This window comes from Methyloversatilis discipulorum, assembly GCF_000527135.1.
GTDB classification, from domain to species: domain Bacteria; phylum Pseudomonadota; class Gammaproteobacteria; order Burkholderiales; family Rhodocyclaceae; genus Methyloversatilis; species Methyloversatilis discipulorum.
The window spans coordinates 473,394-495,830 of record NZ_AZUP01000001.1; the positions used below are offsets into that span (position 1 = coordinate 473,394).

Here is a 22,437-nt window from a genome sequence, read left to right on the forward strand (position 1 = left end):
CGCGCTTGTTCAGCCGGGTTTTCTCGCCACCATCCCCACCAGTGCCGACTGTCCGCGATGCGCGGAGCCTTCGTCGAGCACGTCCTCGTATTCGTCCAGCCGCTCGATGTCGAAGTCGCCGAAGGCTTCGCGCAGCAGTGCAACGGTATAGAGGTTCTCGACCGCGGATGGCCCGCCGGTGCGGTAGTCGAGCTGCTTCGGCGTATAGCCCTGCAGCACGATGCAACCGCCCGGGCGCAGCGTGCGCTTCAGATTTTCGAACAGCCGGGCGCGTTCGTCGGGTGCGGCGAACTGGATGAAGATGGCCACCACCAGGTCGAAGGTTTCGTCCGGATAGGTCCAGTTCAGCGCGTCGGCCAGTGCGAAATCGACCCTTACACCGCGCGCGGCGGCGAGTGCCTCGGCTTTTTCCAGCGCCACCGGCGACAGTTCGGTCGCCGTCACGTCCAGCCCCTGTTCGGCCAGCCAGACTGCGTTGCGGCCTTCTCCGTCGGCTACGCTGAGCGCCCGCTGTCCTGCGCGGAGCAGGCCGGCCTGTGCAGCGAGGAAGCGGTTCGGCGCGGTGCCGAAAAGGTAGGCCTCGCCGACGGCGCGGTACTTGTCGGACCAGAAGTCCTGCGCGTCGGCGTGGCTCATCAGTCCTGGATGTGGCCCATACGCTGGGCCTTGGTCGCGAGGTAGCGGTGATTCATCGGGTTGGCTCCGGCGTGCAGCGGAATGCGCTCGACCACTTCGACGCCCTCGCTCTCCAGCGCCCGCACTTTCAGCGGGTTATTGGTGAGCAGGCGGGCCTGACGGATGCCGAGGCTGCGCACGATGTGCGCGGCGTAGCGGTAATCGCGTGCGTCGTCCTCGAAACCCAGCATGCGGTTGGCGTCCACCGTGTCGGCGCCGCTGTCTTGCAGCGCGTAGGCGCGAATCTTGTTGATCAGGCCGATGCCGCGCCCCTCCTGCCGCAGGTAGACCAGCGCGCCGCGGCCTTCGGCAGCGATTGCGCGCAGCGACGCTTCGAGCTGCGGGCCGCAGTCGCAGCGCAGGCTGAACAGCGTGTCGCCGGTCAGGCATTCGGAGTGCAGGCGCAACATGACCGGGGCGCCGTCGCTGAAGTCGCCCAGCGTCAGCGCAACGTGTTCGAGCCCGGTCTTCGGGTCGGCGTAGCCGTGCAGCGTGAAGTCGGCCCAGCGGGTGGGCAGCCGGCACACGATGTCCGACGGTGCGGTCGCGTGCGCGGTGGCGTCGGCCGGGTGGCGGCCGGCGGTGTCGCCTTCCGGCAGGTGGCCGATGGCGCGGTACTTCTTTTCACTGGGTTGCGTGCTCATGTGCTGCTTTGTGTTGGGGCCTGCAGGCGAGTGCAGGGGCAGGCCAAGGGGCGTAAGTATGGCCCATGTTGTGCTCTGGGCGGCACGGTCAGCTTAACCAGCGGGCGATCAGTGGCACGACAATCGCCGTGACGACACCATTCAATCCCATTGCAAGCGCCGAGAAGGCGCCGGCGGTCTCGCCGAGCTGAAAGGCGCGCGCGGTACCGATGCCGTGCGCGCTCATGCCGATGGCGAAGCCGGTCACCGCCGGGTCACGGGTGCCGGTGGCCTTGAGCAGGGCGGGGCCGATCACGGCGCCGACGATGCCGGTCAGGATGACCAGGATGGCGGTCAGCGAGGGCAGGCCGCCTATCTTTTCCGAAATGCCCATGGCGATCGGCGTGGTGACCGATTTCGGCGCCAGCGACAGCAGCGTACGCGGCTCGGCGCCGAGTGCCTGCGCGATCCACCACACCGACAGCACCGACACCACCGACCCGGCCAGCAGCGCCAGCATGGAGGGGCCGAACAGCTGCTTCAGTCGCGGCAACTGCGCATGAAGCGGCACCGCCAGGGCGACGGTGGCCGGGCCGAGCAGGAAGTGCACGAACTGGGCACCGTCGAAATAGACGCCGTAGGGCGTGCCGGTCAGCGTGAGCAGCGCGACGATGAGCGCGACGGCGAGGGCGACCGGATTGGCCAGCGGGTGTGACCCGAGTTTGAGGTAGAGCGCATGCGCCGCCTGATAGGCCAGCAGCGTCAGCGTGAGGCCGAGCAGCGGGCTGGCCGACAGATAGACCCACAGCTCGCGGAACTCGCCACTCATCGACCACGCGCTCCGAGGCGCAGCACGGCGGCGGTGACCAGCAGCGTGATTGCGCAGCTCAGCACGACAGCGGTCAATGTCGGCAGCCACTCGCGGGTGAGCAGGCCGGCGTGCACCATGATGCCGGCGCCGGCCGGCACGAACAGCAGCGACAGGTGCTGCAGCAGGGTGTTGGCCGTTTCGCGCAGCGGTGCCGGTGTTTCGCCGCGGACCATCAGGGCGGCGAACAGCAGGGCCATGCCAACCACCGGGCCCGGCACCGGCAGCCCCAGCCACTGGACCAGCACTTCCCCGATCAGCTGCAGCACCAGCAGCAGGGTGAGCGACGCGAGCATGACGACCTCCGGCGGCGAGACATGACCGGATTCTACGGCGTCCGCGGATGTGAAAAGGCCCCGGTCCTTGCGGTACCGGGGCCTGCGGACAGCGTGGACTTCGCCGGATCAGCGATAGCCGGCGCGGTCGAACACCTTCTGCGCCTGCGCCGTCGTGCGCGCCAGTTCGCCCACATTCAGCGTGTCGGCCTTGAAGTTGCCGAGCGACTTCAGTTCGGGGTTGGACACCACCGCCGACTTCACGACCGGCCACTCGTTGTTGCCGTTGGCGAAATAGGCCTGGGCTTCGTCCGAGGCGAGGTACTCCAGGAACTTGACCGCGGCGTCCTTGTTCGGCGCCGTCTTCAGCATGCCGCCACCGGAAATGTTGATGTGGGTGCCGAAGCTGGACTGGTTGGGCCACACCACCCCCACCTTTTCCATCATCGAGCGGTCTTCCGCCTTACCCGAGCGCAGCAGGCGCACCAGATAGTAGGTGTTCGACACGGCCACGTCGCACTCGCCGACCGCCACCGCCTTGATCTGGTCGGTGTCGCCACCCTTCGGCGCGCGGGCGAAGTTGGCGACCACGCCGCGTGCCCACTCTTCGGTCTTGGCCTCGCCCCAGTGCTGGATCAGCGCAGCGCCGAGCGACACGTTGTACGGATGGGCGCCCGAGCGCGAACAGAGCTTGCCCTTCAGCGCCGGCTTGGCCAGGTCTTCGTAGTTGGCGACGTCGGCCGACTTCAGCTTCATCTTGTTGTAGATGATGACGCGGGCGCGGGTCGAGAATGCGAACCAGTTGTTCTCCGGGTCACGCAGGTGGGCCGGGATGCGCTCTTCGAGCACGGCGGACTTCACCGGCGCGAACAGGCCGAGCGCATCAGCCTGGGCCAGGCGTGAGGCGTCCACCGTGATGAACACGTCGGCCGGGCTGTTGGCGCCTTCGTTGCGGATGCGCTCGACCAGTTCGTCCTCTTTGCCCTCGATGCGGTTGATCTTGATGCCGGTCTGGCGCGTGAAGTTCGAGTACAGCGCTTCGTCCGTCTGATAGTGACGGGCCGAGTAGAGGTTCAGCACCTTTTCCTGCGCAAGCGCCGGGGTCAGCGCGAAGGCGGCGGTCAGCGCCGTTGCGAGGCGGATGAGTCGGGATTTCATGGTCGCTCCAGGAGATACGGTCGCAAGGTTCGTGCGCGAATCAGTGCGTCACGATGCGGCCGGAAATTAGCAGAAGCAATTCGCAATTGCAAAGCATTCGCAATTGCGCTACCGTGAATGCGAATCGTTCTCAAAAGGATGTTCGCATGGACGCTGTTCTGGTCGGGGCCGATCGCCTCGGCAACATTCCCGAGGTGCTGGCCGAGTTCGGCCTGAAGATCCGTCATCACATCACCGGTCGCGATCCCAAGCACCAGCGGCAGGCCCAGCGCCTGCCCGGTGGGACCGACGTGGTGATCCTGTTTACCGACTTTCTCGGCCACAACGTGATGAAAGCCTATCGTGACGCGGCACGCGACAGCGGCGTGCCGGTGGTGGCCTGCCGTCGTTCGGTGTGTGCGTTGAAAACAGCGCTGGAAGGGTGCGGCGCGGTCAAGTGCGCGGCGTGTCCGCGCGCGAAGTGAAGCCGACCGTAAGAAATCAGCGCAGCGAAATGCTGCTGCCCTGATCGACGTCGATCCGGCGTGCGCCGTTGAAGCGCTTGGCCCAGTAGCGGCCGGTCATGTCGTCGACGCGCACGCCGCCGCCGCGCGAATTGGCGTGCATGAACTTGTTGTCGCCAAGGTAGATGCCGACGTGCGAGAACGAGCGACGCAGCGTGTTGAAGAACACCAGGTCGCCCGGCTGCAGTTCGTCCTTCGGAATCGTTTCGCCGACCCGTGCCATTTCGACCGCGGTGCGCGGCAGCAGCACACCCAGCGCATCGGAAAAAACGTGGCGCACGAAACCGCTGCAGTCGAAGCCGCTCTGCGGCGTGTTGCCGCCGAAGCGGTAGCGGATGCCGAGCAACGACAGGCCGTTGTCGATCAGCCCGGTGACTGCGTCGGCTGCGGCGTTGGCGTGCTCGATCACGCGCTCGCCGGAGAAGGGCCCGTAGAGCGTCGTGAATACGCCGCTTTCCGGTGCCGCAGCGGGCTCGGCCCGAACGGCGGGGGAGGCGAGAAGTGCGCAGACAGAAACGGCGCACAACCACATCCGGAAAAGGGATATTCGGAGCATGGGGCCGGAATATACCGACGCTGCCCCCATCTGCCAAGTTTTCCGACACCGCCAACATGTTGCGCGACAGCGCGCCGGCTTCCCCTACAATCGCGGGTCCGACCATCCCAGCCGACGCGCGGCCCATGAGTGATTCCCCGTCCAGCGATGATGTGATGCACGCCAAGGTGCTCGTCGTAGACGACTCGCGCATGGTGCGCGCGTCCATCATCAAGCGCATCCGCGACCGCTTCGAGTGTCGCGAGGAGGCCGACGGCGAAGCCGGCTGGGCGACGCTGCTGGTCGATGACTCGATCCAGGTCGTGCTGTCCGATCTGAGCATGCCGCACCTCGATGGCTACGGCCTGCTCGAACGCATCCGCGCCTCGCACATCCAGCGCATCGCCGACATTCCGGTGATCATGATTTCCGGCGATGAGGACGACGCCGCGCGTGAGCGTGCGCGGGCGCTCGGCGCTACCGACTTCATCACCAAGGGCATCGGCACGGTCGAACTGCTGTCGCGCATCGAATCCGCCAGCCGGCTCAGCAAGACCTCCCGCGAACTCGCCGATAGCCGTGAGGCGCTGGCCGCCGCGTCGCCGATCGACCCGGATTCGGGCATGGCGACGCCGCAGTACATGGAAATCCACGGCGCGCAGCTGATGTCGGCGGCGGCGCGCTACCACGGTCAGGTCAGCGTACTGATCGTCGGCATCGACAACTTCGGCGAGATCACCCGCAACTTCGGTCGCCACGTGACCGACCTGATCATGCGCAAGCTGGCCAAGGTGCTCGCCACGAAAGTGCGCAAGGAAGACACCTTCTCGCAGATCGGCGACGGCCAGTTCGCCATCATCACGCCGGACATCAGCCTGCAGAGCGCGGAACAGTTCGCCAACCGGATGCGCAGCGTGATCGGTGCGACGGCTATGCAGTATCGCGGCCAGACGCTGCGCATCAGCCTGAACATCGGCGTCGCCAATAGTCTGGCCGACCAGGCCGAATCGGTGTCGCAGATGCTGGGCCTGGCGGTGGCGCGCGCCGATCTGGCGCACCGCGAGGGCGGCAACGCGGTGCGCAGTACCGGCGGCGAGCCGCAGAAATTCGCCTGGACGGCCGGCATCGTCAGCATCGAACGTGCGCTGCTGTTGATCAAGTCGGGCGCACAGGCCGAAATCGAGCCGCAACTGCCGGCGCTGATCTATCGGCTGCTGCCGCTGCTCGAATTGATCGGAGTCAAGTACGACTGCAACATTCCGCTCGACTGCTTGCGCGAGCACGCAGCCGAAGCCGATACTTCGCTCCTCGGCAAGCAGCAGCCAGGCTAAGCAAGCGAAACACAATAACAAGATCAATCAGGTCAATTCACAGTGGTGCGGGGTTGGAGGAGTTGAATGTCAGCAAGCAAGGAGTTCCGTGCCCGCTCCATCGCCAAACGCGATGAGTTCTGGGCCGAGCAGGCCGGTCTGATCGACTGGCAGGCGCCGCCGCAGCAGATCTGCGATTTTTCCCGTCCGCCGTTTGCCAAGTGGTTCGTCGGCGGTACCACCAATCTGTGTCACAACGCGGTCGACCGTCATGCCGCGCAGCGTCCCGACGCGCCGGCGCTGATCTTCGTGTCGACCGAGACCGACACCGAGAAGACCTACACTTTTGCCGAACTGCAGCGCGAGGTCGAGCGCACAGCAGCCATCCTGCAGTCGCTCGGCGTGGGCCGCGGCGACCGCGTGCTGATCTACATGCCGATGATTGCCGAGGCCGCTTTCGCCATGCTGGCGTGCGCGCGCATCGGCGCCATCCACTCGGTGGTGTTCGGCGGCTTCGCTTCCGGGTCGCTGGCCACGCGCATCGATGACGCCCGACCCAAGGTGATCGTGTCGGCCGAGGCCGGCATGCGCGGCGGCAAGGTCGTGCCCTACAAGCATCTGCTGGACGAAGCCTGCTCGCTGGCCGAGTATCCGCCGCAAAAGGTGCTCATGGTCGATCGCGGGCTGGAGAAGGATTTCCCGCGCACCGAGGGCCGCGACGTCGATTACGCGACGTTGCGCGCACAGCACATGGACGCGAAAGTGCCCTGCGTCTGGCTGGAGTCGAGCGAGCCGTCCTACATCCTCTACACCTCGGGCACCACCGGCAAGCCGAAGGGCGTGCAGCGCGACACCGGCGGCTACGCGGTGGCGCTGGCCGCGTCGATGAAGCACATCTACTGCGGCAACCCGGGCGAAACGATGTTCACGACCTCGGACATCGGCTGGGTGGTCGGTCACTCCTACATCATCTACGGTCCGCTGATCGCCGGCATGGCGACACTGATGTACGAGGGCACGCCACTGCGCCCCGATCCCGGCATCTGGTGGAGCCTGGTCGAGAAGTACAAGGTGTCGGTCATGTTCTCGGCACCGACCGCCGCGCGCGTGCTGAAGAAGCAGGACCCCGCCTACCTGAAGAAGCACGACCTGTCGTCGCTGCGCCACATCTTCCTCGCTGGCGAACCGCTGGACGAGCCGACGCACGAATGGCTGATGACGGCACTCGACAAGCCGGTCATCGACAACTACTGGCAGACTGAAACCGGCTGGCCCATCCTGTGCGAGTTGCCGGGCGTCGAGAAGACGCCTATCCAGCTCGGTTCGCCAGGGGCGCCGGTGTATGGCTACGACCTGCGCATCTTCCGCGAGGACGGCAGCGAATGCGGTCCGAACGAGAAGGGCATCGTCGGCATCGTGCCGCCGCTGCCGCCCGGCTGCCTGTCCACCGTCTGGGGCGACGACGACCGTTTCGTGCGCACCTATTTCTCGCTGTTCAAGTCGCCGCTGGTCTATTCGTCCTTCGACTGGGGCATCCGCGACGAGGCCGGATATCACAAGATCCTCGGCCGTACCGATGACGTGATCAACGTGGCCGGTCACCGCCTCGGTACCCGCGAGATCGAGGAGGCCATCCAGGCGCATTCGGCGATTGCCGAGGTTGCCGTGGTCGGCGTCGCCGATCAGCTGAAGGGTCAGATGCCGCTGGCTTTTGCGGTGGTGAAGGACCCGGCCCGGACCGCAACTGCGGAAGACCGCGCCAAGCTGGAGAAGGAAGTGATGCAGACCGTGGATGGCCTGCTCGGCGCGATCGCGCGCCCGGGCCGGGTCGTGTTCGTCAATGGTCTGCCCAAGACCCGCTCCGGCAAGATGCTGCGCCGTTCTATCCAGGCGATTGCGGAAGGGCGCGATCCGGGTGATCTGACCACGCTGGACGATCCGACGACGCTGGATCAGGTGCGCCAGGCGCTGGGCTGAGCCGCGGCGTTACGCAAAAAGGGCACCTGCGGGTGCCCTTTTTCTTTCCGTTGTCTTTTCCGTCAGGCGGCGACGATGGTGTGGCGACCGCTCCACTGTTCGCCAGCCGCCAGCGTCTGCGGGCGCTCGGCGATCGCCGGCTCAATGCAGATCATGCGGCGGAAATCGAGGTCGGGCATGTCGTTCAGCGCCCGGCACTTGTGTTCCCACGGATTCCATACGACCAGATCCGGGAAGCCTTCGCTCTGGAAACCGAAGGCGCGGGAGCCGTCGTGCAGCACGACCGTGTCGGGTGCGCGGCGGTACAGGCGATCGACCTCGTCCTCGACGATGAGTGCGTCCAGCCGGTCGTCCTTCGCCTTGTCGCCGTCGGTGGCATCGAGGTAACGCGTGTTGCGCAGGCCTTCGAGGCGGCAGTTCTCGACTTCGGTGACGCGCAGATAGCTGTGCAGCGCGGCGGCAAAGTCGAAGGCGGTGTCACCCGTGTTCTCGACCGAAAGTTCGAGGTCAAGCCGGTTGCCGCCGATCACCACGGTCAGCTCCAGCGCAAAGGCGTGCGGCCAGACCGCGCGCGTTGCTTCGTCGTCGGTCAGGCGCAGCGTCGCGATGGCGAAGTCCTTCGATACGCGGGTCTGATCGACCTGCCAGACGAGGGTGCGCGCGAAACCGTGGCGCGGGCCTGGTCCACGCTCGGCGAACTGCGGAAAGATGACCGGAATGCCGCCGCGCAGCGCGCTGCGGCCGTCGAAGCGCGCCTGCGGTGACAGATACAGCCTCTCCTTGCCGCCTGCCGGAACCCAGGACAGCACCTGCGCGCCGAACAGGCTGACCACGCAGGTGGCGCCGTCGGGCGCGCGCAGTTCGAGCGCGGGCTGACCGTGAAAGTCTATGGTGTGAACAGATGCGTCGGTCGAGGTCATTGCGGGCGGCGGCAGGAATAGAGGGCGCACATGGTAGCGCTTGCGGTGCGTCAGTCGTCCAGACCGGCTCGCACGCAGGCGACGTAGGCGGCGCCGTCCGGCGGCTGGCGATCGCGCTGCGCGCGCCAGATGGTCTCGCCGAGGCAGTCCAGCACACGATGCAGCGCTTCGTGCTCGTCGCCCAACCTGGCGCGCTGCGCCTCGAAGGCTGCGCGTATGCCGGGCGGCTGATCGATGGCCAGCTGTTCCTCGATCGCCAGATGCAGCGACAGGTGCAGAAAAGGGTTGGTTTCGCCCAGCTCCGGCGGGTATTCACGGGTCAGTGCGCGTTCGCCCTGATCGAGCAGCGCGTGGTACTCCGGATGGCGGCCCATCAGGGTGAGTGCCAGCGTTTCCATCTGCGTCAGCGGCTGGTTACCGCCGCGCTTGGCCCAGGTGTCGATGAAGAACTGGCGAGCCTGGTCGCGGGAGGGGTTGAACATGGTGCGAAAAGCAGTCTGATACGGACAGCTATTGCACCACAGCCACGGATTTGCCGCCGGATTAGTACATTTGCATTATTCTTCAGCTTGATCGTCCCGTGTAGCGTCGCTGTTTCCGGCGGCGCGTCGGCATGGGGTCGTCGCGAGGCAGACTGAAGGAGGCTGGCATGGCCCGAGTGTGCTCATCAGTGTTCTTTCCCCGCGTGTCCGAGGGTTCTCCGCGGCGCGAATTCCGCCTGCTGGTCGTACAACGTGCGGTACGCGGGCGGTTCAGTCCGCTCATCCCGCACTGGGCGCAGTTGCCGGGCTGGCAGGTCCGTTCGGCGGCAAATCTGGCGTCGATGCGCCTGCCGACTGCAGCGATGCGTCCGCACGCGGTGCTGGTGGATACCGATCCCGGAACGGCGGCGCGCGTGCTGCGCGACTTTCCCGAGGCGCATCAGGTCTTTCATGTCGATGAGCGGACCGATCCGGCCGACGCAGCCGGCTTCGACGCCGTCGTCTGCTCGAGCTGGTGGCAGCGCGATCGTCACCCGGAAGTGCTGCGTTCGCGCATCGATGTCATCCACGAAGGCATTGCCAGCGCCCCGTCCCACGCCGTCGGCAAAGTGCTCAGCCGGGACGGCCGTCCGCTGTTTCGCGGAGAGCCCGTGCTCAGCGTGCTGATGGACGATTGGGCCGACCCGGACGATGCGCAGGCGCTCGCCGGCGCGCTCGAACAGGTGCTGCGCGCCCGCACCGATTGTCGGGTGCTGGTGATCGGGCGTCCGCTTCCGTCGGTCAGCGGCAGCGCGGCTGACATCGCCCGTATCGATCTCATCGAAGACCCGGGAGATGCGCGTCGGGGTGCTCTGCTGGCTTTGTCCAGGGTGCATCTGCACCCGGGCCGGAGTTCCCAGTCGGCGCTTGAGGCGATGGCAAGCGGGTGCGCGGTGGTTGCGCCGGGACACGCGCCTGCGCGCGAGGTGTTGCGCGACGGCGTGAGCGGATGTCTGGTGGAGGTGGCGAGTTCCGCAGCACTGGGCGATGCGGCGATCGGACTGCTCGACGACGCGGCAACTGCCGAGCGCTATGGGCGCGAGGCGCGCGCCGACGTCGCCCGTGATTACGACGTGGCGACCGCGGCACGGCGCTACGCCCGCCTGCTGCGCGGACCGCTGGACGACGAGGAGGGCCTGCCGTGGTCAGCGCTGCCGTGTCGCGACAGCGTTGCGGTCTATTCGCTCCATCAGTAGGCGTTTTCGTCTACCTGTACCGCCTGCAGCACGATGGCGGCGATCTCCTCGATCGATTTGTGGGTCGAGTCGAGCCAGCGGATGCCTTCCATGCGCATCAGCTTCTGCGCCGCATCGACCTCGAAGCGGCAGTTCTCGATCGATGCGTAGTGGCTGCCGCGGCGGCGCTCCTCGCGGATCTGCGACAGGCGCTCCGGCGAAATGGTCAGACCGAACAGCTTGGCGCGGTATTTCACCAGCTCGGTCGGCAGCTTGTTGCGCTCGAAGTCCTCAGGAATCAATGGATAGTTCGCCACCTTCACGCCGAACTGCATCGCCATATAGAGGCTGGTCGGCGTCTTGCCGGAGCGGGATACGCCGACCAGGATCACGTCCGCCTGCGCCAGTTCCTTGTGCGACATCCCGTCGTCGTGTGCCAGCGAGAAATTGATCGCCTCGATGCGACGCTGGTAGTCGGCGCTTTCTTCCATGCCTTTCTGGCGGCCGACATTGTGGTTCGCCGCCTGGCCCAGCTCTTCTTCGAGAGGGCCGACGAAGTGCTCGAACATGTCGAGGAAGAGCGCATCGGCCTGGCGCACCGTGCGCGCCACCTCGGCATTGACGATCGAAGTGACGACGATGGGCCGCTCGCCGTCGCGCATCTTGGCTTCGGTCATCCGTTCGACGCAATCGAGCGCGTTATCGACCGAATCGACGAAGGGAACACGGGTTTGCCGGAATTTCATGCCCTCGAACTGGGAGAGCAGGCTACGGCCCAGGGTTTCTGCGGTGATGCCGGTACTGTCGGAGATGAAGAAGACGGTTCTCATGGCCATTTGCTCAGGAATCAGAACGTAAACATCACGTTGGACGGAAAAATTTCCGCAGCGCAACAGCGACTTTAACTAGAATGCCGGCTTCCCGCGCACCCACCCGGTGCGACAGGAAAGTACACGGTCGCCGCAACAAGCGATCGCCCCATGTTCAAGAGAGGATACCCATGTCTCGCTACGTCATCCCGTTCGAACAGCTGCGCATGACCGACGTCGAAAGCGTCGGTGGCAAGAATGCGTCGCTGGGCGAAATGATCAGCCAGCTCCCGAAGTCCGTGCGCGTACCCGGAGGTTTTGCCACCACGGCTGAAGCCTTCCGCGAGTTTCTGGCGCAGGACGGCCTGGCCGATCGCATCCACGCGGCCCTCGAGGCGCTGGATGTCGATGACGTCAATGCGCTGGCCCGTACCGGCGCGCAGATCCGTCAGTGGATGATGGACACCCCGTTCCCGGCCCAGCTCGAAGCCGATATCCGCAGCTTCTATGCGCAGCTCGACGCCGCCGGCAACGGCTCTTTCGCGGTGCGCAGTTCGGCCACTGCCGAGGATCTGCCGGACGCCTCCTTCGCCGGCCAGCAGGAAACCTTCCTGAACATTTCCGGCATCGACAACGTGCTGCACGCGATCCGCGAGGTGTTCGCGTCGCTCTACAACGACCGCGCGATCAGCTACCGCGCGCACAAAGGCTTCATGCACGCGGGTGTCGCGCTGTCGGCCGGCGTGCAGCGCATGGTGCGCTCGGACAAGGGTGCGGCCGGCGTCATGTTCACGCTGGATACCGAATCCGGTTTCCGCGACGTCGTGTTCATCACCTCCAGCTACGGTCTGGGTGAAACGGTGGTGCAGGGCGCGGTCAATCCGGACGAGTTCTACGTGCACAAGCCCATGCTGGCCCAGGGCCGTCCGGCGGTGATCCGCCGTACCCTCGGCAGCAAGATGATCAAGATGGAGTTCGCGGCAACCGCAGCGGCCGGTCGCAGCGTGCAGACGGTGGACGTGACCGACACCGACCGCCAGCGCTTCTCGCTGACCGACGAACAGGTGCTCGAACTGGCGCGCTACGCGATGACCATCGAAGCGCATTACGCGCGTCCGATGGATATCGAATGGGGCCTGGACGGCGTCGATGGCCAGCTCTACATCCTGCAGGCGCGACCGGAAACCGTGAAGTCGCACGAGTCCGGCATGTCGCAGCAGAAGTTCCGCCTGAAGCAGTACGGCAAGGTGCTGGCCAGCGGCCGCGCCATCGGCCAGAAGATCGGCGCCGGCCCGGTGCGCATCGTCGAGAGCGCAGCCGAAATGGACAAGGTGCAGGCCGGTGACGTGCTCGTCACCGACATGACCGATCCGAACTGGGAACCGGTCATGAAGAAGGCGGCGGCCATCGTCACCAACCGTGGCGGCCGTACCTGCCACGCGGCCATCATCGCCCGCGAACTGGGCATTCCGGCCATTGTCGGCTGCGGCGACGCAACCGAAACGCTGACCGAAGGCGAGGAAGTCACCGCCAGCTGCGCCGAGGGCGATACCGGCAACATCTATCGCGGCCGCCTGGACTTCGAAGTGGTCACCTCCGACCTGTCCAATCTGCCCGACCTCGACCTCAAGGTGATGATGAACGTCGGCAACCCGGAACTGGCCTTCGATTTCTGCCAGCTGCCGAACGCCGGCGTCGGTCTGGCCCGGCTCGAGTTCGTCATCAACAACACGATCGGCATTCACCCGAAGGCGATTCTGGAGATCGACCAGGCGCCGGCCCGCCTGCGCGAGGAAATCCGCCGTCGCGCCCGCGGTTACGCGAATCCGGAAGCCTTCTTCGTGGACAAGCTGGTCGAAGGCGTGGCCACCATCGCCGCCGCCTTCTGGCCGAAGCCGGTCATCGTGCGCCTGTCCGACTTCAAGTCGAACGAGTACAAGAAGCTGCTCGGCGGCGACATCTACGAGCCGGACGAAGAGAACCCGATGCTGGGCTTCCGCGGTGCGTCGCGCTATATCGCGCACAGCTTTCGCGACTGCTTCGAGCTCGAGTGCCGCGCGATGCGTCGCGTGCGCGACGAGCTGGGTCTGACCAACGTCGAACTGATGGTGCCCTTCGTCCGCAACGTCGGCGAGGCGGCCGAAGTGGTGAAGCTGCTCGGCGAGCACGGGCTGAAGCGCGGCGAGAACGGCCTGCGCCTGATCATGATGTGCGAGATCCCGTCCAACGCGCTGCTGGCCGAACAGTTCCTCGAGCACTTCGACGGCTTCTCGATCGGCTCGAACGACCTGACCCAGCTCACGCTGGGTCTGGACCGCGATTCCGGCCTGGTGGCTGGCGCCTTCGACGAGCGCGACCCCGCGGTCAAGATGCTGCTGTCGATGGCGATCCGTACCGCCAACCGTCTGGGCAAGTATGTCGGCATCTGCGGTCAGGGCCCGTCCGACCACGCGGATTTCGCGTTGTGGCTGATGGACGAGGGCATCCAGAGCGTGTCGCTGAACCCGGACACGGTGGTCGATACCTGGCTGAAGTTCGCTGCGCACGCCAAGGAAAAGTAATCGGCGCTGCAGCAGGAAGCCCCGCTTCGGCGGGGCTTTTTTTTCGCCTGCACCATTTGCCGGACGAGGGCTAGGGGCGAAAAAAAAGCGCACCGTGAGGTGCGCTTTCTTTCAGTGCGGATCGCCTTGCGGCGATCTCAACCGTCTGAAGAATCAGAGCGGCTTGATTTCGGAGGCCTGCAGACCCTTCGGGCCGCGGGTCACTTCGAACGACACCTTCTGGTTTTCTTGCAGCGACTTGAAGCCGTTGCCCTGGATCGCGGAGAAGTGCGCGAACAGGTCTTCACCGCCGTCGTCCGGGGAGATGAAACCGAAACCCTTGGCGTCATTGAACCACTTGACAGTACCAGTTGCCATTTTTGAATTCCTTTGAATACGTAGTTTTGAACAAGTCATCGCGACACGCGAAGACCGTAGCGCAGGGAAACCTCAAGGGGAATATGGCAAGCGGAGTACTGACTTGAAAATCGAGAACCGACGCACAACACGTTCATGCTTGAAATCACCTACAGACGTGCTTATACGGGAATAGCGCGCGCGACGCAAATGGTATTTTCACTGATGCATTGTTTGCACGTAAGCAGCGATTGCCGGCAACGCTTCAGTACGGCTCACGGACTGACGTTATCCGGTACAAAGTGAATGCATGATGTGCACTGACGTGGACGCGGAACAGGAGACCACTTGATAACTGCGACGGTGCCTGAAGCCGCTCGAATGCAGCGGCGATACGTCGAAACGTTGCGCCGCAGCGTGCGCGCTTTACTGGGCGCAATTGCCGTTTCGCTGCTTTCCGGCTGTGCCGACGACGCGCCGGTTGTGCAGCGGCCCGAGTACGCACGAGCCGATGCGGTGCCGCAGTTGCGTCGCCTCAGCTTCGGCGTGCACCCTCTGCACAACCCCGGGCGTCTGATGGCGCTCTACGGCCCTATCGTCGAAGCGCTCAACGAAGCGCTGCCCGATGTCGTGATCCGTCTGGAGGCCTCGCGTGACTACGCGGATTACGAACGCAAGCTGCGCGAGCGGACGCTCGATCTGGCATTGCCCAATCCCTATCAGACGGTCTCGGTCGCGGCGCCTGCCTACCGCGTCTTCGGCAAGGTGTCTGGCGACGAGGACTTTCATGGCCTGATACTGCGGCGTCGCGACAGTCCGATCAGGCAGCCGCTCGACCTGCGCGGGGCGACCTTCAGCTGTCCGTCGCGCACCGCGGTGGCGGCCTGCATGCTGCCGCTGCTGCATCTGCGCGAGGCGGGTCTCGACGTCGCTCGCCAGCTCGACGTCAGGACGGTCGGCTCGCAGGAATCCAGTATCCTGAACGTGGCGCGTGGCCTGGTTGACGCTGGTGCAACCTGGCCGCCGCCCTGGCGTGCGTTCCAGAAGGACTACCCGGAGCTCGCTGCCCAGCTCGAGGTCGCCTGGGTTACCGACAACCTTCCGAACAACAGCCTGATGGCGCGGGCGGATCTGGAGCCTGAACTGGTCGAACGTGTTGCGCAGTTCCTGTTCGGTCTGGCGGCGACCGACGAAGGGCGGCGGCTGCTGGTCAATGCCGAGATTGCCGGCTTCGAACCGGCGACCGATGCCCGCTACGCGCCGGTGAAGGCGATGCTCGCCCGCTACGCGGAATTGATAGGCCCGATCGGACCATGACGCTCGCCGCTACCTTCACCGCCCGACTGCGCACGCTGTTTACGGCATCGCTGACGCGTCGGCTGGTGTTGTCGATCGCCGTGCTGCACGCGGTGCTGATTTCGTTCTTCGTCAGCGATCTGGTTCGCCGTGAGCGCGAGGTGCTGCTGGCACAGTCGCGCGAGGCGTTGCTGGCCGAGGTCGAACTGCTGTCACGCAGCGGCCGGGAATGGGTGCTGGCGAACGATCTCGCCGGCCTCGACGAGCTGCTGCAGAGCGTGCGCAGTTCGCCCGGCATCGAATACGCGATGTATCTGGATCCTGACGGCCGGGTGCTGGTCCATACCGAGGCCGAGCGCAGCGGTACGGTGTTGTCGGACACGCTCAGCCTGTCCGCTCTTTCTGCGGGCGTGGGCCAAGGTGCGCGGCTGTTGCAGCAGACGGCGGAACTGAGCGACGCGCTGGCGCCCGTGCACTACGGCGACCGGCTGGTCGGCTGGGTGCGCATCGCACGCAACCACCAGAGCGAGGCGGTTGCGCTGCAGCGCGCAGTGCTCGATGGTGCGCTCTATGCGCTGACGGCCATCGTTATCGGCACCCTGCTGGCCATGCTGTTGGCGCGCGGTCTGACCGCGGACCTGCGCCGCGCACGCGGCCTGTTCGAGCGGGTGCGTGAAGGCGATCTGTCGCAGCGTCTGTCGCATCGCCGCCAGGACGAACTCGGTCACCTGTTCGACGGCATCAACGACACGCTCGATACGCTGATGCGCAACGACCGCGTGCTGCAGCAGACTCAGGAGCGGCTCGAGCTCGCCGTCAAGGGCTCGAACGACGGCGTGTGGGACTGGGACCTGGCGAGTAACGATGTCTATTACTCGCCGCGCTGGAAGCAGATGCTCGGCTATTCCGACGACGAGCTGGGCAATCGTCCCGACGCCTTTCTCGATCGCGTTCATCCGGATGATCTGCCGCGCCTTCTCGATCGCATCAACGACTATCTCGAAGGGCGCATCCCGGTCTACGAAATCATCATTCGCGTACGACATCGCGACGGCGGCTGGCGCTGGATCATGTCGCGCGGATCGGCGGTGCGCGACCCCGGCGGACACGCCCGGCGGATGAGTGGCACCCACACCGACATCACGCCGCTGAAGAACGCCGAAGCCGGCCTCGCGCTCGAGCGATCGCGCCTCTACAGCCTGCTCGCGCAGATGTACATCGGCGTCGTGATGGAGGATGCAGACGGGCGTATCGCACTGTGCAACCACGCTTTCTGCGATCTGCTGTCGGTGTCGGGAGATCCGGCCGACTTCATCGGTCGGCGACGCGAGGACCTGCTGATCGACGCGCAGGCGCTGTTCGCCGACGGTGCGGCCGGTGTGCAGCGTGCACTCGACATCGCGCAGCGCGGCGAGGCAGTGATCGGCGAGCGCGTGCACCTGAAGGACGGCCGCGTGATCGAGCGCGATTTCCTGCCCATCCGCGTCGGCGACGCGCAGCAGGGGGCGCTGTGGACGCTGCGCGACATTTCGGCCCGGATCCGGCTGGAGCGGAATCTGTCGGCGGAGAAGGAGCGGTTGCGCGTCACCCTGTTGTCGATCGGCGATGCGGTGATCTCCACCGGTGAGGACGGCCGCATCGATTTCCTGAACCCGGTTGCCGAGCACCTGACCGGCTGGTCCAACGACGAGGCGGCGGGCCGACCGCTGGCGGAGGTGCTGCGCCTGGTCGACGGCGTCACCCGACAGCCGCGTCCCGATCCGGCGATCGAGGTGCTGCGCCAGCAGGTCGTGACGCCGCTGGAAGGCGAAACGCTGCTGGTGTCGCGCAGTGGCGAGGAGCGTGTGGTCGAGGACTCGGCCGCGCCGATACGCGATGCGCAGGGCGGCGTCTGCGGTGCGGTGGTCGTGTTCCGTGACGCCACCGACCGCCACCGCATGCAGGAGCGCCTGCGCTGGCAGGCCACGCACGACCCGCTGACCGGTCTGGCCAACCGGCTGCTGCTGGAGGATCGCCTGACCCAGGCCATGGCGCGCGCCCGCCGCCAGGACAAGCTGCTCGCGGTATGCGTGCTCGACCTCGACGAATTCAAGGCGGTCAATGACCGGCTCGGCCACGAAGCCGGTGACGAACTGCTGCAGGCCATCGCGCACCGCCTCAGCGCGTCGGTGCGCATGGACGACACGGTGGCGCGGCTGGGCGGCGACGAATTCGTCGTGCTGCTCGGTTCGCTCGGCGATGTCGGCGAGATGGAAGCCTGTCTCGAACGCATGCTGGCCGCGCTGGCCGAGCCGCTGCATCTCGCCGGCGAGGAAGTGAGCACGCCGGCCAGCATCGGCGTCACGCTCTACCCGCTCAACGACAGCGAGGCCGACGCGCTGCTGCGCCACGCGGACCAGGCCATGTACGCGGCCAAGCAAGCCGGCGGGCGCTGCTACCGGCTGTTCGATTTCGAGCACAGCCAGGAATCGGTCGAACGCCTGCGCCGCAAGGAGCGCATCGGCGAGGCGATCACGCGCGGCGAAATGAGGCTGTACTTCCAGCCGCGCATCGATATGCGCGAAGGGCGCATGGTCAGTGCCGAAGCGCTGGTGCGCTGGCAGCACCCGGAGGAAGGCCTGCTGTCGCCGGACAGCTTCCTGCCACTGATCGACAACGATCTGGAGATCCACCGTCTCGGCGAGTGGGTGATCCGCGACGCGCTGCGCCATCTGGCGACCTGGTGGGCGGCCGGTGCGCACTTCAGCGTGTCGGTCAATATTTCAGCCCCGCATCTGCTGGCGCCGGGCTTCGTCATGCGGCTGGCCGAACTGCTGGCCGAACAGCCGCAACTGCCGCGTCGCGTGCTCGAGATCGAGGTGGTCGAATCGGTGGCGCTGAACGACATCGAGCGCGCCGCCAACGTGGTCAGCGACATCCGTCGACTGGGCGTGCGGGTGGCAATCGACGACTTCGGTGTCGGCTACGCCTCGCTGGGCTATCTGCGCCGGCTGCCGGTCGACGTCGTCAAGATAGACAAGTCCTTCGTACTCGACATGCTGGACGACGAGGACGATTTCGAGGTCGTGCAGGCGGTCATCGCGCTGGCGCGCGCGCTGCGTCGGGAATCGGTGGCCGAAGGTGTCGAGACTGCGGAGCACGGGCTGCTGCTGATGCGTCTGGGCTGTCACCAGGTGCAGGGCTACGGCATCGCGCGACCGATGCCGGCGGCCGATCTGCTGCCCTGGCTGGCGGCCTGGGTGCCGGACCCGCGGTGGACGGAATGGCGGGATTTCAGCTGGGATATCGACGACAGGCCGCTATTTACCGCGATACGCGACTTCAATCGCTGGGCTGACGACGTGCTGGCGATCGCCGCCGGCCAGACGGCGCGCCTGAGCGACGTCGAGGTGCGTGACCCGACGCAATGCCGCTTCGGACTGTGGTTCCACGCCGAGGGCGAACAGCGCTACGGCAGCCTCGACGAGTATCGGCGCCTCGATGTGGCGCACCGTGAACTGCACGAACTGGGCGCCGACATCATCGATTGCCTGCAGCGTGGCGACGCGGCTGGAGCACAGGCCGCAGCGCTCAGTCTGAGCGCTGCGCGCGAACGGGTGACGGTCTGCATCGACGCGCTGCAGCGCGCTGCACGGCGCAGCGCGCTCACTGGCTGATAGCGGCGACTGCCGGCGTCAGGCGTCGATCAGGATGCCCAGATCGCGCAGGCGCTGCATCATTTCATCGACCGTCTGTTCGATGTCGCGGCCGCTGGTGTCGATGCGGATTTCCGCGTTCTCCGGCGCTTCGTAGGGCGAATCGATGCCGGTGAAGTTCTTGATCTCGCCGCGTCGCGCCTTCTTGTAAAGCCCCTTCGGATCACGTTCCTCGGCCACCGCGATCGGCGTGTCGACGAAGATTTCGATGAATTCGCCGTCCTCCAGCAGACCACGCGCCATGCGGCGCTCCGAGCGGAAGGGCGAAATGAAGGCGGTCAGCACGATCAGGCCGGCGTCCACCATCAGCTTGGCCACCTCGGCGACGCGACGGATGTTCTCGACGCGGTCGGCCTCGGTGAAGCCCAGATCCTTGTTCAGGCCGTGGCGCACGTTGTCGCCATCGAGCAGATAGGTGTGACGGCCGAGCGCATTCAGACGCTTTTCGAGCTGGTTGGCCAGCGTCGATTTGCCGGCGCCGGACAGACCGGTGAACCACAGCACGCAGGGTTTCTGGCCCTTCATCGCGCCACGGGTCGCCTTGTCCACATCGACGTGCTGCACATGGATGTTGTGCGAGCGGCGCAGCGCGAAACGCAGCATGCCGGCGCCTATGGTCGCGTTGCTGATGCGGTCGATCAGGATGAAACCGCCGGTTTCGCGCACCGATTCGTAGGGGTCGAAGGCGACCGGCCGGTCAATGCCGAGCTTCACCACTGCAATCTCGTTCAACGCCAGCTGTTTGGCCGCCAGATGTTCCAGCGTATTCACATTCACCTTGTGCTTGATGTCGGTGACCGTGGCGGTGACCGTGCGCGTGCCGATCTTCATCAGATAGGCGCGGCCGGGCATCATCGGCTCGTCCTGCATCCACACCAGCGTGGCTTCGAACTGGTCGGCCACTTCGGCCGGCGCGTCTTTGTGCGAGATCACGTCGCCGCGCGAAATGTCGACCTCGTCGTCCAGTACCAGCGTGACCGACTGACCGGCGATGGCACGCGGCAGGTCGCCGTCGGCGGTGACGATGCGCTTGATCGTGCTGGTGCGGCCGGATGGCTGCACACGGATGGCTGCGCCCGGTTCGATCACGCCGCTGGCGATGGTGCCGGCGAAGCCGCGGAAATCGAGATTGGGGCGATTGACCCACTGCACCGGCAGGCGGAAGGGGCCCTTGAGCCGGCGCTTCTGGTCGACCTCGACCGTTTCCAGATAGCCCATCAGCGTCGGGCCGTGGTACCAGCCCATCTGTTCGCTCTGTGACGTGATGTTGTCGCCCTTCAGCGCCGACATCGGTATCGCGACGATGTCCTCCAGCCCGAGCTGGGCGGCGAAGGCGCGGTAGTCGTCGAGGATGCGGCGGAAGGTGGCCTCCGAATAGCCGACCAGATCCATCTTGTTGATGGCGACGACGACGCGCTTGATGCCGATCAGCGACACCAGGAAGCTGTGGCGGCGGGTCTGCGTCTGCACGCCGTGGCGCGCATCGACCAGGATGATGGCCAGATCGGCGGTCGAGGCGCCAGTGACCATGTTGCGGGTGTACTGCTCGTGCCCCGGCGTGTCGGCGACGATGAACTTGCGCCGGTCGGTCGAGAAGAAACGGTAGGCGACGTCGATCGTGATGCCCTGCTCGCGTTCGGCGGCCAGGCCGTCGACCAGCAGCGCGAAGTCGAGGTCACCGCCCTGGGTGCCCACCTTCTTCGAGTCCGCTTCGAGCGCCGCCAGCTGGTCCTCGAACAGCATTTTCGACTCGTACAGCAGGCGGCCGATCAGCGTGCTCTTGCCGTCATCGACGCTGCCGCAGGTGATGAAGCGCAGCAGGCTCTTGTGCTCGTGCTGCTTCAGGTAGGCGCCGATGTCCTGGGCGATGAGGTCGGAAACGTGTGCCATATCAGAAATACCCTTCCTGCTTCTTCTTTTCCATCGAACCGGCGGAATCGTGGTCGATCACGCGACCCTGGCGCTCTGAGGTCTTGGTCAGCAGCATTTCCTGGATGATTTCGGTCAGCGAGGATGCATTCGACTCCACCGCACCGGTCAGCGGGTAGCAGCCCAGGGTGCGGAAACGGACGTTCTTCGTCATCGGCACCTCGCCTGCGCGCAGCGGCATGCGTTCGTCGTCCACCATGATGAGGGTGCCGTCGCGCTCGACCACCGGGCGCGGCGCCGAGAAGTAGAGCGGCACGATGGGGATGTTCTGCAAGTAGATGTACTGCCAGATGTCGAGCTCGGTCCAGTTCGAGATCGGGAAGGCGCGGATTGATTCGCCCTTGTGCTTGCGTGCGTTGTACAGATTCCACAGCTCCGGCCGCTGGTTCTTCGGGTCCCAGCGGTGCTGCGCGGTACGGAAGGAGAACACGCGCTCCTTGGCGCGCGACTTTTCCTCGTCGCGGCGGGCGCCGCCGAAGGCGACGTCGAAACCGTACTTGTCGAGTGCCTGCTTCAGGCCCTCGGTCTTCATGATGTCGGTGTGGATGGCCGAGCCGTGGGTGAACGGGTTGATGCCCTTGGCGACGCCGTCCTGGTTGATATGCACGATGAGGTCCATGCCCAGCTTCTTCGCCATTTCGTCGCGGAACTGGTACATCGCCTTGAACTTCCACGTGGTGTCCACGTGCAGCAGCGGGAAGGGCGGCACCGCCGGGTAGAAGGCCTTCATCGCCAGGTGCAGCATGACCGCGCTGTCCTTGCCGATGGAGTAGAGCATGACCGGGTTTTCGGCCTCGGCCACCACCTCGCGCATGATGTGGATGCTCTCGGCCTCCAGTCGCTGCAGGTGGGTCAGGGTGTCGGGATCGATCACTTCGGGTGTGGTCTGCATGGGCGCTCTCTGTTTGATCGCGGAATGATGGGGCGCAGCCGCGATGGGCGCGTTCGAGCGCGTCACGACTTGCGGCGGATTCGACGACCGGGCTGCGGCGGACGTCACGGTCGGTGACATCGGCAGCGCAGTCCAGCGTATCGGTGGCGTCTGTGCCGACATCCAGCGGTCCAGTTCGCCACCCGGTGTCAGCGTCAGGCCACTCAGCAACAGGTGCACCGGCCGCTGCCGTTCGGCAGCGAGGCGTTGCCAGAAGCGTGTCCAGTCGTCGGCTTCCGGCACGTGTGGGCATGCCGCCCAGTGCAGCTGGCCGCGGCTTCCGCGCGCGAACAGCAGCCAGTGACGGCGCCCGGCAGCGGTGCCCGGCAGGACGCCGCAC

Annotated in this window: 19 protein-coding genes; 7 read left to right on the top strand and 12 right to left on the bottom strand. The window is 65.6% G+C overall.

The window, feature by feature from the left end:
• Positions 1–9: 9 nt before the first annotated feature.
• The 5 genes from METFAM1_RS0102175 to METFAM1_RS0102195 all read right to left on the bottom strand — a co-directional run bounded on the left by METFAM1_RS0102175 (position 10) and on the right by METFAM1_RS0102195 (position 3,599).
• Entirely contained in the window at positions 10–636 is a 627-nt protein-coding gene (locus METFAM1_RS0102175) for an SAM-dependent methyltransferase (protein ID WP_019917878.1), read from the bottom strand.
• Positions 636–1,319 (bottom strand): GTP cyclohydrolase II, encoded by a 684-nt coding sequence (ribA, locus tag METFAM1_RS0102180; RefSeq protein WP_019917879.1) that lies wholly within the window; start codon positions 1,317–1,319, stop codon positions 636–638. The genes METFAM1_RS0102175 and ribA overlap by 1 nt, the downstream gene beginning before the upstream one ends.
• An 88-nt stretch (positions 1,320–1,407) precedes the next feature.
• The gene (locus METFAM1_RS0102185; protein WP_019917880.1) at positions 1,408–2,127 is read right to left on the bottom strand and encodes an LrgB family protein; all 720 of its coding nucleotides are present in this window, start codon (positions 2,125–2,127) and stop codon (positions 1,408–1,410) included.
• On the bottom strand, positions 2,124–2,462 hold the full coding sequence (locus METFAM1_RS0102190; protein WP_019917882.1) for a CidA/LrgA family protein: 339 nt from the start codon (positions 2,460–2,462) through the stop codon (positions 2,124–2,126). The genes METFAM1_RS0102185 and METFAM1_RS0102190 overlap by 4 nt, the downstream gene beginning before the upstream one ends.
• Before the next feature lie 108 nt (positions 2,463–2,570).
• Complete coding sequence (locus METFAM1_RS0102195) at positions 2,571–3,599, bottom strand: Fe(3+) ABC transporter substrate-binding protein (RefSeq protein WP_019917883.1); 1,029 nt, start codon at positions 3,597–3,599, stop codon at positions 2,571–2,573.
• Between the two features lie 146 nt (positions 3,600–3,745).
• On the opposite strand from METFAM1_RS0102195, the gene METFAM1_RS0102200 reads away from it, so the two are divergent.
• A complete protein-coding gene (locus METFAM1_RS0102200) occupies positions 3,746–4,063 on the top strand; it encodes a DUF2325 domain-containing protein (RefSeq protein WP_019917884.1) in 318 nt (105 codons plus the stop codon).
• 16 nt (positions 4,064–4,079) lie between these two features.
• Here METFAM1_RS0102200 and METFAM1_RS20060 read toward each other — a convergent pair whose 3' ends face one another.
• Positions 4,080–4,511, bottom strand: a complete 432-nt coding sequence (locus tag METFAM1_RS20060; protein ID WP_019917885.1) for a C40 family peptidase — start codon at positions 4,509–4,511, stop codon at positions 4,080–4,082.
• 272 nt (positions 4,512–4,783) lie between these two features.
• Here METFAM1_RS20060 and METFAM1_RS0102210 point away from each other — a divergent pair, with 272 nt between their 5' ends.
• Complete coding sequence (locus tag METFAM1_RS0102210) at positions 4,784–5,968, top strand: GGDEF domain-containing response regulator (protein WP_024300388.1); 1,185 nt, start codon at positions 4,784–4,786, stop codon at positions 5,966–5,968.
• A gap of 66 nt (positions 5,969–6,034) precedes the next feature.
• Positions 6,035–7,924: a propionate--CoA ligase gene (locus tag METFAM1_RS0102215; protein WP_019917887.1), complete on the top strand. Its 1,890-nt coding sequence runs from the start codon at positions 6,035–6,037 to the stop codon at positions 7,922–7,924.
• A gap of 62 nt (positions 7,925–7,986) precedes the next feature.
• On the opposite strand, the gene METFAM1_RS0102220 is transcribed toward METFAM1_RS0102215, so the two are convergent.
• The gene (locus tag METFAM1_RS0102220) at positions 7,987–8,844 is read right to left on the bottom strand and encodes a D-hexose-6-phosphate mutarotase (protein ID WP_019917888.1); all 858 of its coding nucleotides are present in this window, start codon (positions 8,842–8,844) and stop codon (positions 7,987–7,989) included.
• 50 nt (positions 8,845–8,894) lie between these two features.
• Complete coding sequence (locus METFAM1_RS0102225; protein ID WP_019917889.1) at positions 8,895–9,326, bottom strand: DUF1841 family protein; 432 nt, start codon at positions 9,324–9,326, stop codon at positions 8,895–8,897.
• A gap of 362 nt (positions 9,327–9,688) precedes the next feature.
• Here METFAM1_RS0102225 and METFAM1_RS0102230 point away from each other — a divergent pair, with 362 nt between their 5' ends.
• Positions 9,689–10,561, top strand: a complete 873-nt coding sequence (locus tag METFAM1_RS0102230) for a glycosyltransferase (RefSeq protein WP_232419621.1) — start codon at positions 9,689–9,691, stop codon at positions 10,559–10,561.
• On the opposite strand, the gene ppsR is transcribed toward METFAM1_RS0102230, so the two are convergent.
• On the bottom strand, positions 10,555–11,370 hold the full coding sequence (gene ppsR, locus METFAM1_RS0102235; RefSeq protein WP_024300389.1) for a posphoenolpyruvate synthetase regulatory kinase/phosphorylase PpsR: 816 nt from the start codon (positions 11,368–11,370) through the stop codon (positions 10,555–10,557). The genes METFAM1_RS0102230 and ppsR overlap by 7 nt on opposite strands.
• Before the next feature lie 170 nt (positions 11,371–11,540).
• Here ppsR and ppsA point away from each other — a divergent pair, with 170 nt between their 5' ends.
• Positions 11,541–13,910: a phosphoenolpyruvate synthase gene (ppsA, locus tag METFAM1_RS0102240; protein WP_019917893.1), complete on the top strand. Its 2,370-nt coding sequence runs from the start codon at positions 11,541–11,543 to the stop codon at positions 13,908–13,910.
• A 153-nt stretch (positions 13,911–14,063) separates the two neighbouring features.
• Here ppsA and METFAM1_RS0102245 read toward each other — a convergent pair whose 3' ends face one another.
• Positions 14,064–14,267: a cold-shock protein gene (locus METFAM1_RS0102245; protein ID WP_019917894.1), complete on the bottom strand. Its 204-nt coding sequence runs from the start codon at positions 14,265–14,267 to the stop codon at positions 14,064–14,066.
• Positions 14,268–14,627: 360 nt separating this feature from the next.
• Here METFAM1_RS0102245 and METFAM1_RS0102250 point away from each other — a divergent pair, with 360 nt between their 5' ends.
• Both METFAM1_RS0102250 and METFAM1_RS0102255 read left to right on the top strand, forming a co-directional pair.
• Positions 14,628–15,563 carry a phosphate/phosphite/phosphonate ABC transporter substrate-binding protein gene (locus METFAM1_RS0102250; protein ID WP_019917895.1) on the top strand — a complete coding sequence of 312 codons (936 nt, stop codon included), beginning with the start codon at positions 14,628–14,630 and terminating at the stop codon, positions 15,561–15,563.
• Positions 15,560–19,198, top strand: coding sequence for an EAL domain-containing protein (locus METFAM1_RS0102255; RefSeq protein WP_019917896.1), 3,639 nt, complete (start codon positions 15,560–15,562; stop codon positions 19,196–19,198). The genes METFAM1_RS0102250 and METFAM1_RS0102255 overlap by 4 nt, the downstream gene beginning before the upstream one ends.
• Positions 19,199–19,216: 18 nt before the next feature.
• Here the strand turns inward: METFAM1_RS0102255 and cysN are convergent, their stop codons facing one another.
• Positions 19,217–21,127 (bottom strand): sulfate adenylyltransferase subunit CysN, encoded by a 1,911-nt coding sequence (gene cysN / locus METFAM1_RS0102260; RefSeq protein ID WP_019917897.1) that lies wholly within the window; start codon positions 21,125–21,127, stop codon positions 19,217–19,219.
• 1 nt (position 21,128) lies between these two features.
• Positions 21,129–22,058 carry a sulfate adenylyltransferase subunit CysD gene (cysD, locus tag METFAM1_RS20995; RefSeq protein ID WP_029644286.1) on the bottom strand — a complete coding sequence of 310 codons (930 nt, stop codon included), beginning with the start codon at positions 22,056–22,058 and terminating at the stop codon, positions 21,129–21,131.
• Positions 22,059–22,437: the final 379 nt, after the last annotated feature.